We start from the raw sequence: 15,151 nt of genomic DNA, 5'->3' as shown, positions 1-15,151 counted from the left end.
AGACGTCAGGACAATCTTGAGCAGCGACGAAAGGGTGAGGCGATGGCCGACTTTCACGAAGTGCGGCTGCCGCTGCGGCTGGCTCTCGCCAGCAGCGGCGGCCCGACGCGAAGGACCGATATCGTGCGCCTATCGAACGGGCGGGAAAGCCGCAATGCGCGGTGGATGAATGCGCGGCGGCGCTACGAGGTGGGTTCGAGCGTCAAGACCCTGGATGATCTCTATGAGATCATTTCCTTTTTCGAGGCGCGTCGCGGACAACTTCATGGCTTTCGTTTTCGCGACCCACTCGACCACAAGAGCTGCGCACCCGGTCTGGTGCCAAGCTCCGGCGATCAGCCGCTCGGTACCGGCGACGGTGAAACGCGGATCTTCGACATCACCAAGGTCTACGGCGATGCGGGCGGCAGCAGCGTCCGGCGGATCGCCAAGCCCGTCGCCGGGACCATAATGGTTGCTCGCGACGGCGTGCCTCTGTCGGCCTTCGAATATGCGACCGATACGACCGCCGGCACGATTACCTTCGCCGATCACGCCGTGCCGCCGCCCGGCGCCACGCTGACGGCCGGCTTCGAATTCGACGTGCCGGTGCGGTTCAACATCGACAATCTTGACATCAACCTGACCGCGTTCCGGGCGGGACAGGTCCCGACACTGCCACTGGTGGAGATCGTGCCATGAGACAATTGCCGACGGCGTTCGCCAACCATCTGAAGGGGCAGGCAACGACGCTGTGCAGCGCGTGGCGCCTGACCCGACGCGACGGCATCGTCCTCGGCTTCACCGATCATGATCGCGACCTCGCGTTCGACGGCACGGTCTTTTCCGCAGTCAGCGGCTTCAGCGCCAGCGACGTGCAGACAGAATTGGGCTTGTCGGTTGACGGCGGCGAGGTTGCCGGGGCTTTCCGCGCCGAGGCGATATCGAGAAAGAAACTGATCGAAGGGCGTTTCGACGGTGCGCGGGTGGAACTTTTCACCGTGAACTGGGCCGATACGGAGCAGCGCTTGCGCATGCGTGTGTTCGAGATCGGCGAAGTGGTGCATGCCGACGGCGAGTTTCGCGCTGAATTGAGGGGATTGGCCCATCGGCTGAATGAGGTGAACGGTCGCATCTACTCTCGCCGTTGCGACGCCGACCTCGGAGATCGGCGCTGTCGCATCGATCTGGAAGACCCTGCGTTTCGCCGGACCGGAACGGTGGAAACTGCGGACGGGATGGAGCTCCGCGTATCCGGCCTGGAAACGGCCGAGGACGGGTTTTTTCGCCAAGGCTATCTGCGCTGGGAGGATGGCGCCAATGCCGGGCTTGGCGGGGAAATCCTCGATCATGGCAAGGACGGCGAGGGCGACACGCTCACTTTCTGGGCGCCGCCGGTCAATCCGCCGCAACCGGGCGATTCCTTCGTGGTGACGGCCGGCTGCGACAAGCGGTTCGAGACATGTCGAACGAAATTTTCCAACCATCTGAACTACCAAGGGTTTCCCCATCTGCCCGGTTCGGATTTCGCCTATGGCTACGCCGATGGCGACACCGTACACGACGGTCGCCCGCTGGTGACGACATGAAGACAGGCGCGGTGCGCCGCGTCGCGATCGTCGAGGCGGCACGCGATTGGATCGGCACGCCCTACCGCCACCAGGGGTCGACCCGGAATGTCGGCTGCGACTGCCTCGGTCTCGTGCGTGGTGTATGGCGGCACATCTACGGCGAGGAAGCCGAGCAGCCCGGACCGTACCAACCGGACTGGGCAGAAATGACTTCTGCCGAACGTCTGATCGCGGCGGGGCGGCGCCATTGCGGCCCCCCGCTGCCCGCCGCTGAAATGCAACCCGGCGACATCATCGCATTTCGCTGGCGCGCCCATCTGCCGGCCAAGCACGTCGGCATCGTCAGCGCAGCCGATCGCTTCATCCATGCATACGAGCAGGCCTGCGTGATCGAATCACCCCTCATTCCCGCCTGGCGGCGTCGCATCGCCGCTGTTTTCCGATTTCCAGGAGTAGTCGACTGATGGCGACCATCTTGCTGCAGGCAGCCGGTGCTGCGCTGGGAAGTATCTTCGGACCGCTCGGTGCGGTCGCCGGACGCGCAGCCGGCGCACTTGCCGGTTCGGCGATCGACCGCTCCCTGGTCGGTGGCGGAACAGTTCGCGGCCCGAGGCTTGAGGGCGGGCGCATTCCGACATCCGACGAAGGCGCCGGTATCTTGCGGCTCTACGGCACGGCGCGCATCGCCGGTAACCTGATCTGGGCGACCCGCTTCGAGGAGGAAGTGACGAGCGAGCGTCAGGGCGGGAAGGTCAGTGGCGGCGCGAGGGTCGAAACACACAACTACTATGCGAACTTCGCGATTGGCCTTTGCGAGGGACCGGTGGCGGCGATCCGACGCGTCTGGGCGGACGGGCGTGAGATAGACCTGACGGAGATCGAATTCCGGCTGCATCGCGGCAGCGAGGATCAAAGTCCCGATCCGCTGATCGAGGCAAAGCAGGGGGAGGGACATGCGCCGGCCTATCGCGGGCTGGCCTACGTCGTTTTCGAACGGCTGCCGCTCGATCGCTTCGGCAATCGCATTCCCGTGCTGCATTTCGAAGTGACTCGCCCCGTCGGCCTCCTGGAACGTGAATTGCGCGCGATCACCATCATCCCCGGTGCGAGCGAACACGGCTATGCGCCGCATCCGGTCAGTGAAACGGTGGCCGCCGGAGAGAGCCGAATCCTAAACCGCCACGTCACGCTCGCCGAAACGGACTGGACGGCATCCATCGACGAATTGCAGGCTTTGTGCCCCAATCTTCAGTCGGTCGCATTGATCTGCGCCTGGTTCGGGGACGATCTGCGAGCGGGGCAATGCCGCCTGCGGCCGGGCGTCGAAGTGCGCGAGCGACTGGACGAAAGCGTGCCGTGGACCGTCTCCGGCCTGACGCGGCAGGACGCGCATCTGATGTCGAGGCGCAATGATGCACCCGCATTTGGCGGGACGCCGAACGATGCCGCGGTGCTGGCAGCGATCGCCGATCTCAAGGCGCGGGGCCTCAAGGTCTTCCTCTATCCTTTCATCATGATGGATATTCCGGCCGGCAACGCCAAGCCCGACCCCGAAGGCGCGCAGGAGCAGCCGGTCTACCCCTGGCGTGGCCGCATCACTTCCCATCCGGCGATCGGCCGGCCGGCAAGCGCCGACCAGACGGCCGACGCGATGGCGCAGGTGGAAGCCTTCTGCGGAGCGGCAGAGGCGGCGGACTTCGCAGTCGGCGACGGGGCGATTGCCTATCACGGCGGCGATACGGGGTTTCGCCGCTTTGTCCTGCATTACGCGCATCTGGCGACATTGGCCGGTGGCGTGGACGGCTTCGTGCTCGCCTCGGAAATGCGTGGCTTGACGCGCGTTCGCGACGATGCGGGCGGCTTCCCATTCGTCGATCAGATGGCACGGCTGGCGGCCGATTTGCGAACTGTCCTAGGCGATACGACGGGCATAACCTACGCTGCCGACTGGAGCGAGTATTTCGGCTACCGGCCGGACGATGGGAGCGACGACCTCTTCTTCAATCTCGATCCGCTGTGGGCGCATCCTGCGATCACCGCCGTCGGCATCGACAACTACATGCCGCTTGCAGACTGGCGCGACGATGATCTCGTCAATGGCAACCCCGACGGCTTTGCGACGCCAACCGATCGCACTGCCATGGCCAACCAGATCGCCGCCGGTGAGGGTTTCGATTGGTACTACGCCTCGGACGACGACCGGCGCCTTCGTCAGCGCACGCCGATCACCGACGGCGCAGCCGGCAAGCCGTGGGTCTTCCGGTTCAAGGATATGGAGAGCTGGTGGTCGAATGCGCACCATGAGCGCTCGGGCGGAGTGGAGCATGATACGCCGACGGCCTGGGTGCCGGGCGCAAAGCCGATCTGGTTCACCGAGCTTGGCTGCCCGGCCGTCGACAAGGGAGCCAACCAGCCCAACGTCTTTCCCGACCCCAAATCGTCCGAAAGCGGCTATCCGCACTTTTCCAATGGGACACGCTCTGACCTGGTCCAGCGCCGCTTCCTCGAGGCCCATCTGCAGTACTGGACGAAAGGACAGGCCCCTGCCGGAATGGTCGATCCGCAGTGCATTTTCGCTTGGACCTGGGACGCGCGGCCCTATCCGGCCTTTCCCGAAAAGCGTCATGTCTGGAGCGACGGCGACAACTGGGCGACGGGCCATTGGCTGACCGGGCGTCTCGGTAGCGCGAGCGCAGCCGACATGATCGCCGCAATTCTGCAGGACCATGGCTTCGCGCTGTTTCAGGTCGACGATCTCGGCGCCGACATCATGGGATATGTGCAGACCGAACCGATGGCGGCGCGCGCACTGCTCGAGCCGCTTCTCGGCCTCTTGCAGGCCGATGCCACGGAGGTGGATGGCCAGATCGTGTTTCGCTCGCGCAGTCGTCACGTCCGCGCCCGCGTCATTGTTCCCGCCGTGGTCGATGTGCGGGATGAGCCTCTGGTCGAGACGACGCGCGGCCAGGTCTCCGAACTGGCGAATGAGGCTGTGCTGGATCATTTCGATCCAGCTGCCGATTTCGAGCCGGCAACGGCCCGGTCGCGGCGACTTGAGGCGGCGAGCCGGCGCCAGCATCGCATCGCGTTGCCGGCAACGATGGATACCGGGTCGGCTGGTCGGGAAATCGATCTCTGGCTGCGTGACCACTGGTCGGGTCGTGATCGCGTCAGCTTTGGAATTCCGCCGACGGCGCTGGCGATCGAGCCCGGCGACGTCGTGACATTCGATGCGGAATCGGGCGAGTGGCTGCTTGTCGGTGCGATCGCCGATGGCATCGACCGCCGTGTCGAAGCCCGCGGGCTGGCCTATGGCGTTCCCTCACGCGTAGCGCCGGCCGATCCAAGCCGCCAGGACGGCCTGCCGATCGACGCGCTATGGAAGCCGACCGTCGCATTGCTTGATCTTCCCGTGATGGAAGGCGGCGATGAGCGCGCCTGGGCTCGCATCGCAGCCTTTGCCCGGCCGTGGCGGCCGGCAAGCCTTCACATAGCGGCGGGAGAGGACGGCTACGAAGACGTCGCACAGGTCAGTGCCCCCTCGCGCATGGGCACCCTGACCGCACCGATCAACGCCGGCGTTTCAGGCCGTTTCGACAACTCGGCAGAGATCCATTGCCGGTTCGATTTCGGTGCGCCGGCTTCGTCCAGCGACCTGGCGGTGATGAATGGTGCCAATGGTCTTGCGATACGCTCGCGATCGGGCGGCTGGGAAGTCGTGCAGTTTGCGAAGGCCGAGGAGGTCGCAATCGGTCAATGGCGGCTGAGCCGGCTTCTGCGCGGTCAGGCGGGGACGGAGGATGCGATGGCGGCGGGGGCCGAGGCAGGTGCGACGGTGGTTCTGATCGATCGTGCCGTCACCACGATCACGCTGCCCGCGTCAGCCGTCGCCGTGCCCTTGAACTGGCGCCTGCAAAGCCGCGGCCACATTCTGAGCATCGCGGATGGCCTACCCATGGGCCTGAGGGCCTTGATGCCGCTGTCGCCCGTTCACCTGCGGGCGCGCCGACAGGTCAATGGCGACATCGTTTTGTCCTGGATTCGCCGGAGCCGTTTTTACGCCGACAGCTGGATGCCATCCGAAATCCCGCTCGACGCCGCGCAGGAGCGCTATCTGATCGACATCGCGATCGATGGCGAAACCGTTCGCAGCGGTGAGGTCCCATCCGGCAGCCTCGTCTACCCGCTCTCCGAGCAGATTGCGGACGCCGGCGCGCCGGTCGATTTCTTCCGGTTCACCGTCCGCCAGTTCGGCGATCGCGTCGCGCTCGGCCTGCCGGCCAGCCGGACCATTCAACTCTGACGATCCCAAGCAGCAGAAAGGACCCTGCACATGGACGATATCAAACCCTGGTACCTCTCAAAGACGATATGGGGCGGGCTCGTCGCGATCGCTGCCTCGGTCGGATCGCTTCTCGGCGTTCCGGTCGAACCCGGCGATCAGGCCGCCCTCAGCGACGCCATCATCACGACCGTCGGCGCGGCGGGAGCGGTTCTGACGGTGGTGGGCCGCATTGCAGCCACCTCGCGGATATTCTAGGCCTTCAACGAGCAAGCCGTCCTTTCGGATATCAGAGAGGACGGCTTGCTAGATTTTGCGGCCGTTATTCATTTGCGGTTCAGTCAGGCTCCGATAGAAATGGGGCATGAAAACACGTCCAACGATCGGTCTCGCCATGCTTGCGGCCCTACTTCTTTCCTCTTTGACCGCGACAGCCGCGATGGCGCAACCCGCGGCCCAGGCTCCAGAGCCGATCATTGAGCTGGCACAGGCCAACTGCAGTGCCGCAGCTCAGCAGGTCGTGGCACAGACCGGCGGTCAGCTGCTTTCCGTATCGCCGAGCGGCGACGGCAACTGCAATGTCACCGTGCTGGTGCCGGGGCAGGGCAACGAGCGGCCGCGCAAAGTCACGGTGACAGTGCCGGCCGGTTGATCGCCTGCCGTCCGTTGCCAAATCGACGAACCGAGCCTAGTGGGGACATATGCGCATACTGGTGGTCGAAGATGATCGCGATCTGAACAGGCAACTGACGGCATCGCTCGTTGAGGCGGGCTATGTGGTCGACCAGGCCTATGATGGCGAGGAAGGGCACTTCCTCGGCGACACGGAACCCTACGATGCCGTAGTCCTCGATATCGGTCTTCCCGAGATGGACGGCATATCGGTGCTGGAGCGCTGGCGGTCGGACGGGCGTGGCATGCCCGTTCTGATCCTGACCGCGCGCGACCGCTGGAGCGACAAGGTGGCCGGCATCGACGCGGGCGCCGATGATTACGTCGCCAAACCCTACCACGTGGAAGAAGTGCTGGCGCGTGTGCGCGCCCTGATTCGCCGCGCCGCCGGCCATGCCTCGTCGGAATTCCAATGCGGGCCGATCCGCCTGGACAGCAAGGCTTCCAAGGTCAGCGTCGACGGCCAGCCGCTGAAACTGACCTCGCATGAGTATCGCCTGCTCTCCTATCTCATGCACCATCTGGGCGAGGTTGTCTCGCGCACCGAACTGGTCGAGCACATGTACGATCAGGATTTCGATCGCGATTCCAATACGATCGAAGTGTTTGTCGGTCGCCTGAGAAAGAAGATCGGCGGGGATTTCATCGAGACGGTCCGCGGTCTCGGCTATCGGATGCAGGAGCCCGGCAGTGGCAGATCGCCGGCGGCGAAAGGTTAGCTCGCTCACAGCGCGCGTCCTCACGATTTCGAGCGTCTGGGCTGTCATCGCGCTGGTGGCGATCGGGATCATCATCACGACGCTCTACCGACAGGGGACCGAGCGCGGTTTCCGCGAGGTGCTGCGCGCCCAGCTCTACAATGTCGTCAATTCGGTCTGGATCAACCGCGAGGGGCGGCTGCGCGGTGAACCGCAGTTCGGCGATCTGCGATATTCTCAGCCGCAGACCGGCTGGTACTGGATCGTCGATCCGCTCGACGGCGAGGAACAGCGCCGTCTCGCTTCCGTGTCGATCGGCGGCCGCGAGCTTGAAGTGCCAAGCGTTTCAGAGGTTCCGTTCAATGCGCTTTACGAACGCTTCTACGAGATGGAGGATCCCTTCGGCAACGAGATCCTCGTTGTCGAGACCGAAGTCGAACTGAACGACGAGGGGCGGGCGGCGCGCTTTCGCGTCACCGGGAATCACAGCGCCGTCGACGATGACGTCGCTGCCTTCACACAGCGCCTCGTCGTGGCGCTCATCATCTTCGGATTGGGTTCGCTGGCGGCAAATGTTGGCGGCATTCTCATCGGGCTGAAGCCACTCGACAGCGTGCGCCGCTCGCTGGAAAACATCCGCAACGGAAAAAGCACGTCGCTCGAGGGGGAGTTCCCGCGCGAAATCGCGCCCCTGGCCGGTGAGGTCAATGCGCTGATCGAGACGAACCGTCGCGTGGTGGACCGGGCCAGGATGCAGGTCGGCAATCTGGCGCACTCGCTGAAAACACCGCTGGCGGTCCTTCTGAACGAGTCGCGGGAGATGAAGAAGGAGCATCAGGTGCTCGTCAGCGGCCAAGTCAAGACGATGCAAAATCAGGTTCAGACCTATCTCGACCGGGCCAGGATCGTCGCGCAGAAGGGCTCGATTCTCGCCCGGGTGAAGGCACGTCCGGCACTCGATAGACTGATCCGGGTCATGCAACGCCTGAATCCGGACCTGGATTTTCGTCTCGTGATCACGCCGGACGGGTCGTGGCTCGCCATGGAGCAGCAGGACCTGGAGGAGATCGTCGGCAATCTGCTGGACAACGCCGCGAAATTTGCCCGTCGCACGGTCCGCGTGACGCTGACCCAGGCCGAGGTGCCGCCTGAGGCAAAGGTGAACCCGACGAGCGAGGGGCTCTGGATGCTGTTGTCGGTCGAAGATGACGGACCGGGGCTCGACGATGGCGAGATCGTGGAGGCGATGAAGCGGGGTCGACGCCTCGATGAATCGAAGCCCGGCACGGGTCTTGGTCTGTCGATCGTGCTCGAGGTCGCGCGGGAATATCACGGCGCCGTCGCGCTCGACAGAAGCCAGCTTGGCGGACTGCGGGCCGCCGTAACACTTCCGGCGCTGCGCAAGGATATCGTCGCCTGACCCGCAACGGGCGTTGCTCCGCCGGCCCGACATGTCACAATGCGGCCATAAGCTTGAGGCACGGCGGTGACGGGTTCGCAACGCCGCCTTAGCGGTGATCTGTCGGGACGATCAGGACCATGTATCCAGAAAGACTGCGCATACCGGCCGCCATGGCCATGTTGGCAATCTCGCTCGCAGGTTGTGCCGCGTCGAGCGGAAAAACGACGGCGCTTGCGCTGCTGCCCGCATCTGCCGGTGCAAGCAGCGCCTCCGACGATGAGGAAACGCTATTCGAAGCGTTGAATGGTGGCATTATTGGCCCCATTGCCGGTGAGCAGTTGAGCGACCGGGACCGACGCCGTGCCATTGAGGCGGAGTATCGCGCCCTCGAAACGGCTCCGGTCGGGCGAACGATCTCGTGGACGAACGAGCGCAGCGGACTGAGTGGAGAGGTTTCGGCTGCCCAGGCCTATCAGGTGGGTTCGCAGAACTGCCGGCAGTACACGCATACTGTCACCGGCAAGGGCCAGCCGCTCATTGCGCGCGGAACGGCCTGCCGCTCTGACGATGGAGCCTGGACGCCGCTGACCTGAGCGGACCGTTCGGCCTGCCGGCATTGCGACCAAACGACCCGTGACATTGGACGGGCGCTGCTGCCTATTGGAATGTGGGACCCCGTCGGATATTCAATTTTCATGATGTTTTGGGTTCTAGCCGCGATTTTGACTGCTGTGGTGACCATCGCGCTCCTGCTGCCCCTGGCGCGGCGCGTGCCGGTCGTGGCTGGCGGCGATCACGACGTCGAGGTCTACAGCGATCAGTTGAGCGAAGTGGATCGCGACAGCAATGCCGGCCTGATCGATGAGGCGGAGGCCGAATACGCGCGGGCCGAGATCGCGCGGCGGTTGCTGCGTGCCGACCGGCGAAGCGATGCCGGGATCGAGGAACGCTCGGGGCGAATGCGGCGTGTGGCGCAGGTCGGCGTCATCGTTGCGGTGCCGGCGATCGCCATGGGCGCCTATCTCACCGCTGGCAGCCCCGGCCTGCCGGACCAGCCACTCGCTTCGCGCGCGGCGCCCCCATCCGAACGGTCCGGACCCGAGATGCTGATTGCCCAGGCCGAAGCGCATCTGGCGGACAATCCTGACGATGGGCGCGGCTGGGACGTGCTTGCTCCGATCTATCTGCGCATGGGCCGGTTCGACGATGCCGAAATGGCTTATGCCAACGCGATGCGCATCCTTGGCCCTTCCGCCGAGCGGCACAGCGGCTATGGCGAGACGCTCGTTGCTGCAGCCGGTGGCGTGATCTCGGAGGAAGCGCGCATTGCCTTCCAGTCCGCCCGTGAACTGGAACCGGACGAACCAAAGGCCGCGTTCTACCTCGCCATGGCACTCGTCCAGGAAGGCCGCAACGAGCGAGCCCTGCAGGCCTTCGAGGATCTTGCCGAAACCTCCCCGCCCGATGCGCCTTGGATGGAAGTGGTGGACGCGCAAATCGCCACGCTCGACAGAGAGCGCAGCGCGACCGGCTCGCTGACACTCGCTCCGCTCGAGCTTCCGAACCTTGCTGGCTCGCAAGAGCCTTCCGCGCCATCGGGTTCGAGTGCCCCATCGGATGAGGCCGCCGCGATCCAGTCGATGCCCGAAAGTGAAAGACGGGAAATGATCGTCGGTATGGTCGAAAGTCTTGATGCGCGTTTGAGGGAAAATCCGGACAATGCGGATGGATGGATGCGCCTCATGCGTTCATATTCCGTCCTTGGACGGGACGATGCGGCCAATGATGCCCTGACACGCGCGCTCGAGGCGTTCCCGCGCGACAGCGAGCAGGGCGCTGCGTTGCTGGCGCTGGCCAGTGAACTCGGTATCGATGCGCCTGCCGAGGAGGCTCAATGACTCGCAAACAGAAGCGCTTGGCCGTCATCGCCGGAGGCATGGGCGTGATCGCGCTTGCCGCTGTGCTCGTCCTCGTCGCCCTGCGCGACGAGATCGTGTTCTTTCATTCGCCGAGCGATATCGCCGCAGAACCTGTCACGCCTGGCACGCGAATTCGCCTTGGAGGCCTCGTCGTGGCTGGTTCGATCGAACGCGGCGGCGGGACCGAGGTGCGCTTCGCAGTCGAGGATGGCGCCAGCACCGTGGCCGTTGCCTATGACGGAATCCTGCCGGACCTTTTCAGAGAAGGGCAGGGGGTCATCACGGAAGGCAGCTTCCAGCCCGGATCCGACACTTTCGTTGCCGACTCGGTGCTGGCCAAGCACGATGAGAACTACATGCCGAAAGAAGTCGCCGACACGCTGAAGAGCCAGGGTGTGTGGCAAGGCGAGGGGGAAGCGAATTGACTCTCGCCAGCGCCGGCGCAAGCAGCATGCCTTCGCACGGGAAGGTGATCGGATGATCGTCGAACTTGGGCATTACGCCCTGATCGTCGCGCTGGCGACGGCGCTTGTTCAATCGGTGGTGCCGGTGATTGGCGCGCGCCGCGGCGATCTTGCGATGATGAACGTCGCCCATCCGGCCGCGATTGCGTCCTTTCTCCTCGTTCTGCTCTCCTTCGGCGCGTTGACCTACGCCTATGTGACGTCGGATTTCTCCGTCCAGAACGTCTATGAAAACTCGCATTCGCTGAAACCCCTGATCTTCAAGATATCCGGTGTATGGGGAAACCACGAAGGCTCGATGGTCCTTTGGATCCTCATCCTCGTCTTCTTCAGCGCACTTGTGGCAACCTTCGGCGGCAATCTGCCGGCGACGCTGCGGGCAAACGTGCTTGCCGTGCAGGCCTGGATCACATCGGCCTTTCTGTTCTTCGTGCTCTTGACGTCGAATCCCTTCGCCCGCATCGCGCCCGCGCCGATGGAGGGCCGCGACCTCAATCCGATCCTTCAGGATATCGGGCTGGCGATCCACCCGCCGCTGCTTTATCTCGGCTATGTCGGGTTTTCGATCTGCTTTTCCTTCGCCATTGCCGCGCTGATGGACGGCCGCATCGATGCGGCCTGGGCGCGCTGGGTGCGGCCCTGGACGCTCGCAGCCTGGACGTTCCTGACCGCCGGCATTTCCATGGGATCCTATTGGGCCTATTACGAACTCGGCTGGGGTGGCTGGTGGTTCTGGGATCCCGTCGAAAACGCGTCCTTCATGCCGTGGCTGGCCGGCACCGCGCTATTGCATTCCGCGCTGGTGATGGAAAAGCGCGAGGCGCTGCGGATATGGACCGTTCTTCTGGCGATCCTGACATTTTCTCTGTCGCTGCTCGGGACCTTCCTCGTGCGATCGGGCGTCTTGACCTCCGTCCATACCTTCGCCTCCGACCCGACACGCGGCGTCTTCATCCTCGGCATCCTCGTCCTATTCATCGGCGGGGCCTTGTCGCTCTTCGCGCTCAGGGCTGCATCGCTCAAATCCGGTGGATTGTTCCAGCCGATATCCCGCGAGGGCGCGCTGGTTTTCAACAACCTCTTCCTGACAACGGCGACGGCCACTGTGCTGATCGGCACGCTTTACCCGCTGCTGCTGGAATCGCTCACCGGTGAGAAGATTTCGGTCGGCCCGCCCTTCTTCAACCTGACATTCGGACCGGTCATGCTGCCGCTGCTGCTGGCCGTACCTTTCGGGCCACTGCTCGCCTGGAAGCGAGGTGACCTCATCGGCGCGGCGCAGCGGCTGTATATGGCGGCCGGACTGTCGCTGCTCGCCGGGCTCGCCGCCCTTTATTTTGCCACGGGCGCGCCGGTGCTTGCCGCGTTGGGCATCGCGCTCGGCTTCTTCCTGGTGTTCGGTGCGCTGACGGATCTCGCGCTTCGCTCCGGTCTCGGCAAGACCAGCCTTGCCGTGAGCTGGAAACGATTTGCCGGCCTGCCGCGCTCTACCCTCGGCGGCGCTCTGGCGCATCTCGGTCTCGGCGTGAGCGTTCTGGGCATCGTCGGCGTCACGGCATTCGAGACGGAGCAGGTCCGCGAGATGAGTCCGGGCGAGGTGACCGAGGCTGGCGGCTATACGCTGCGCTTTGACGGAATGGAACCCGCGGTAGGGCCGAACTACACCGAGGACGTCGGCCACTTCACGGTGCTGGTCGATGGCGAGCCACTGGCCCGGATGGATTCGGCCAAACGCCTCTACACGGCACGGCGCATGCCGACGACGGAAGCGGGCATCCTTACGCGCGGCGTCAATCAACTCTACGTCTCGCTCGGCGATCCGGTCGAAACCGGCGAGGCGGCCGGCAGTGGCACGATCGTCGTTCGCGTCTGGTGGAAGCCGATGGTCACCTTGATCTGGTACGGCACCATCATCATGGCGGCTGGCGGCATCATCTCGCTCTCCGACCGAAGGCTGCGGGTCGGCGCGCCGTCGAGGAGCCGCCGCGCCCGTGCGGCCATGGAGCCTGCCGAATGAAGCGGTTGACCGTGTATCTCCGCGCCTTTGTCCTGATGGTGGCGCTCGCTGCCTCGCCGTCCCTCGCCGTGGAACCGGACGAGGTTCTGGACGATCCGGTGCTGGAGCAGCGCGCCCGCGCCATCTCGGCCGAGTTGCGCTGCATGGTCTGCCAGAACCAGTCGATCGACGATTCCAATGCGGAACTGGCACGAGACCTCCGCGTCATCGTGCGCGAACGGCTGGTCGCCGGAGACAGCGACGCCGACGTCTACGACTACGTCGTCTCGCGCTATGGCGAATTCGTGCTGTTGCGCCCGCGTGTGACGCTCAAGACACTGATGCTGTGGGCGGCGCCGGTTCTCGTGATGGGAGCTGGAATCGCAGCTGTCGCGGTGTTCCTGCGCAATCGGGATGAGGCTGTCGCGGGCCGTCCGCTGAGCGCCGAGGAGCAGGCCGAACTCGATCGGATCCTGCGCCAGCGCCGCGGCTGAGCCAACATTACGAAAATTTCACGCGACGGACAGACAGTCGTAAGGTGACGATCACTATCTCTTGGTCATGCCGCAACCGCGGCTCAGTGATTCATGAGGTATACGTCCATGTCCGAAAACAAGCCTTTCCGCCCGAGATTGAAGAGCGTTCTCGCAACCTCGACCATCGCGGGGATGGCTGGCGCGATGCTCGCAACGGGCCTGCCATCGGTTGTCTCCAGTTCGATGGCAGAGCCGGTCAGCGTCGAAGCGCCCAAGACACCCGGTTTCGCCGATGTCGTGGAAGCCGTATCGCCGGCCGTCGTCTCGGTTCGCGTTCAAAACGAGGTCAGCCCGGTCTCCGACCGCGGCGGCTTCAGCTTCGACTTCGGTTCGCCAGGCCTCGACAATCTGCCTGAAGATCATCCCATGCGCCGCTTCTTCGACCAGTTCCAGGACCGGCAGTTCGGTCAGCGCCCAGAAGCGCCGCGCCGGGGGCCGCGCCCGGTATCGCAAGGCTCCGGTTTCTTCATCTCCGATGACGGCTATCTCGTCACCAACAACCACGTGGTCGAAGGCGGCGAAAGCTACAGCATCATCCTGGATGACGGGACGGAACTCGAAGCCGAACTGATCGGCACAGACAGCCGGACCGATCTCGCGGTGCTCAAGGTGGATGGTGACCGCACCTTCCCCTATGTCGAGTTTGGCGACGACAGCAAGACCCGGATCGGTGACTGGGTCGTGGCGGTTGGCAATCCCTTCGGCCTCGGCGGCTCCGTCACGGCGGGCATCGTTTCGGCTCGTGGCCGTGAAATCGGTGCCGGACCCTACGACGATTTCCTGCAGATCGACGCTGCCGTCAATCGCGGCAATTCCGGGGGGCCGACCTTCAACCTCAACGGCAAGGTCATCGGCGTGAACACGGCGATCTTCTCCCCCTCGGGCGGCAACGTCGGCATCGCCTTTGCCATTCCGGCGACGATTGCCCGCGATGTCATCAACGATTTGATCGATGATGGCTCTGTCGAGCGCGGATGGCTGGGCGTCCAGATCCAGCCTGTCACGGATGACATTGCCGAGTCGCTTGGGCTTGAAAAGGCTGCCGGCGCGCTGGTCACGATGCCGCAGGAAGACACCCCGGCCGCGGCCGCGGGCATCGAGCCTGGTGATGTCGTGACCGCCGTCAACGGCGAATCGATCGAAGATTCCGGTGCGCTGGCCCGGAAGATCGCGGGGCTCGAGCCGGGCGCGACGGTCGAACTCACCGTGTGGCGCAACGGCGCGGAGGAGACCGTTCCGGTCGAACTCGGCACCTTCCCGTCCGATCAGCAGTCTGCGTCCATGGAGCCGGCTGAAACCCCGGCAGGCGACTACGAGCTTTCGCAATTCGGTCTGACGGTCGTGCCGTCCGAAGATGGCGAGGGCGTCGTGGTGACAGAAGTGGATCCGGACGGGCCGGCCGCCGAGCGCGGCTTCGAGGTCGGCGATGTCATCCTGCGGGTTCAGGATCGCACCATCACGAACGCCGAGGATATCTCCGAAGCGATCGCGGATGCCGCCGACAATGGCCGGGGCGCAGCGCTCTTCCAGCTGCGCACCGAGACGCAGAACCGTTTCGTGGCGCTGCCGATCGAAAAGGGCTGACCCGGCACAGAACCCATCCTGCCGGGAGGTTCTCCTCCATTCCCGACA

General features: G+C 64.4%; 14 protein-coding genes. All 14 read left to right on the top strand.

What is annotated here, in order from left to right; all coding sequences use genetic code 11:
• Window positions 1-42: 42 nt before the first annotated feature.
• Complete coding sequence (locus CN673_RS04730; RefSeq protein ID WP_099865113.1) at window positions 43-681, top strand: DUF2460 domain-containing protein; 639 nt, start codon at window positions 43-45, stop codon at window positions 679-681.
• The gene (locus CN673_RS04725) at window positions 678-1,568 is read left to right on the top strand and encodes a phage/gene transfer agent baseplate hub protein (RefSeq protein WP_099865112.1); all 891 of its coding nucleotides are present in this window, start codon (window positions 678-680) and stop codon (window positions 1,566-1,568) included. Before CN673_RS04730 ends, CN673_RS04725 begins: the two co-directional genes overlap by 4 nt.
• Window positions 1,565-2,014 carry an NlpC/P60 family protein gene (locus CN673_RS04720; protein WP_099865111.1) on the top strand — a complete coding sequence of 150 codons (450 nt, stop codon included), beginning with the start codon at window positions 1,565-1,567 and terminating at the stop codon, window positions 2,012-2,014. Before CN673_RS04725 ends, CN673_RS04720 begins: the two co-directional genes overlap by 4 nt.
• Entirely contained in the window at window positions 2,014-5,853 is a 3,840-nt protein-coding gene (locus CN673_RS04715) for a baseplate multidomain protein megatron (RefSeq protein WP_099865110.1), read from the top strand. The genes CN673_RS04720 and CN673_RS04715 overlap by 1 nt, the downstream gene beginning before the upstream one ends.
• Window positions 5,854-5,883: 30 nt before the next feature.
• Window positions 5,884-6,090, top strand: coding sequence for a hypothetical protein (locus CN673_RS04710; protein ID WP_099865109.1), 207 nt, complete (start codon window positions 5,884-5,886; stop codon window positions 6,088-6,090).
• A gap of 181 nt (window positions 6,091-6,271) precedes the next feature.
• Entirely contained in the window at window positions 6,272-6,484 is a 213-nt protein-coding gene (locus CN673_RS04705; protein ID WP_280951167.1) for a hypothetical protein, read from the top strand.
• A gap of 49 nt (window positions 6,485-6,533) precedes the next feature.
• Window positions 6,534-7,223 carry a response regulator transcription factor gene (locus CN673_RS04700; protein ID WP_099865108.1) on the top strand — a complete coding sequence of 230 codons (690 nt, stop codon included), beginning with the start codon at window positions 6,534-6,536 and terminating at the stop codon, window positions 7,221-7,223.
• A complete protein-coding gene (locus CN673_RS04695) occupies window positions 7,195-8,622 on the top strand; it encodes an ATP-binding protein (RefSeq protein WP_099865107.1) in 1,428 nt (475 codons plus the stop codon). Before CN673_RS04700 ends, CN673_RS04695 begins: the two co-directional genes overlap by 29 nt.
• Window positions 8,623-8,741: 119 nt before the next feature.
• Entirely contained in the window at window positions 8,742-9,197 is a 456-nt protein-coding gene (locus CN673_RS04690) for an RT0821/Lpp0805 family surface protein (protein ID WP_099865106.1), read from the top strand.
• A 102-nt stretch (window positions 9,198-9,299) separates the two neighbouring features.
• Window positions 9,300-10,502 carry a c-type cytochrome biogenesis protein CcmI gene (gene ccmI / locus CN673_RS04685; protein ID WP_099865589.1) on the top strand — a complete coding sequence of 401 codons (1,203 nt, stop codon included), beginning with the start codon at window positions 9,300-9,302 and terminating at the stop codon, window positions 10,500-10,502.
• Window positions 10,499-10,948: a cytochrome c maturation protein CcmE gene (gene ccmE / locus CN673_RS04680; protein ID WP_099865105.1), complete on the top strand. Its 450-nt coding sequence runs from the start codon at window positions 10,499-10,501 to the stop codon at window positions 10,946-10,948. Before ccmI ends, ccmE begins: the two co-directional genes overlap by 4 nt.
• A gap of 52 nt (window positions 10,949-11,000) precedes the next feature.
• Entirely contained in the window at window positions 11,001-13,004 is a 2,004-nt protein-coding gene (locus tag CN673_RS04675; protein ID WP_099865104.1) for a heme lyase CcmF/NrfE family subunit, read from the top strand.
• Complete coding sequence (locus CN673_RS04670) at window positions 13,001-13,477, top strand: cytochrome c-type biogenesis protein (protein WP_099865103.1); 477 nt, start codon at window positions 13,001-13,003, stop codon at window positions 13,475-13,477. Before CN673_RS04675 ends, CN673_RS04670 begins: the two co-directional genes overlap by 4 nt.
• Before the next feature lie 108 nt (window positions 13,478-13,585).
• The gene (locus CN673_RS04665; RefSeq protein WP_099865102.1) at window positions 13,586-15,103 is read left to right on the top strand and encodes a Do family serine endopeptidase; all 1,518 of its coding nucleotides are present in this window, start codon (window positions 13,586-13,588) and stop codon (window positions 15,101-15,103) included.
• Window positions 15,104-15,151 lie beyond the last annotated feature (48 nt).

It is taken from the genome of Neopararhizobium haloflavum, assembly GCF_002750855.1.
GTDB classification, from domain to species: domain Bacteria; phylum Pseudomonadota; class Alphaproteobacteria; order Rhizobiales; family Rhizobiaceae; genus Georhizobium; species Georhizobium haloflavum.
Note: the sequence above shows the minus strand (reverse complement) of the source record. Positions and strands in the feature narration are given on the sequence as shown.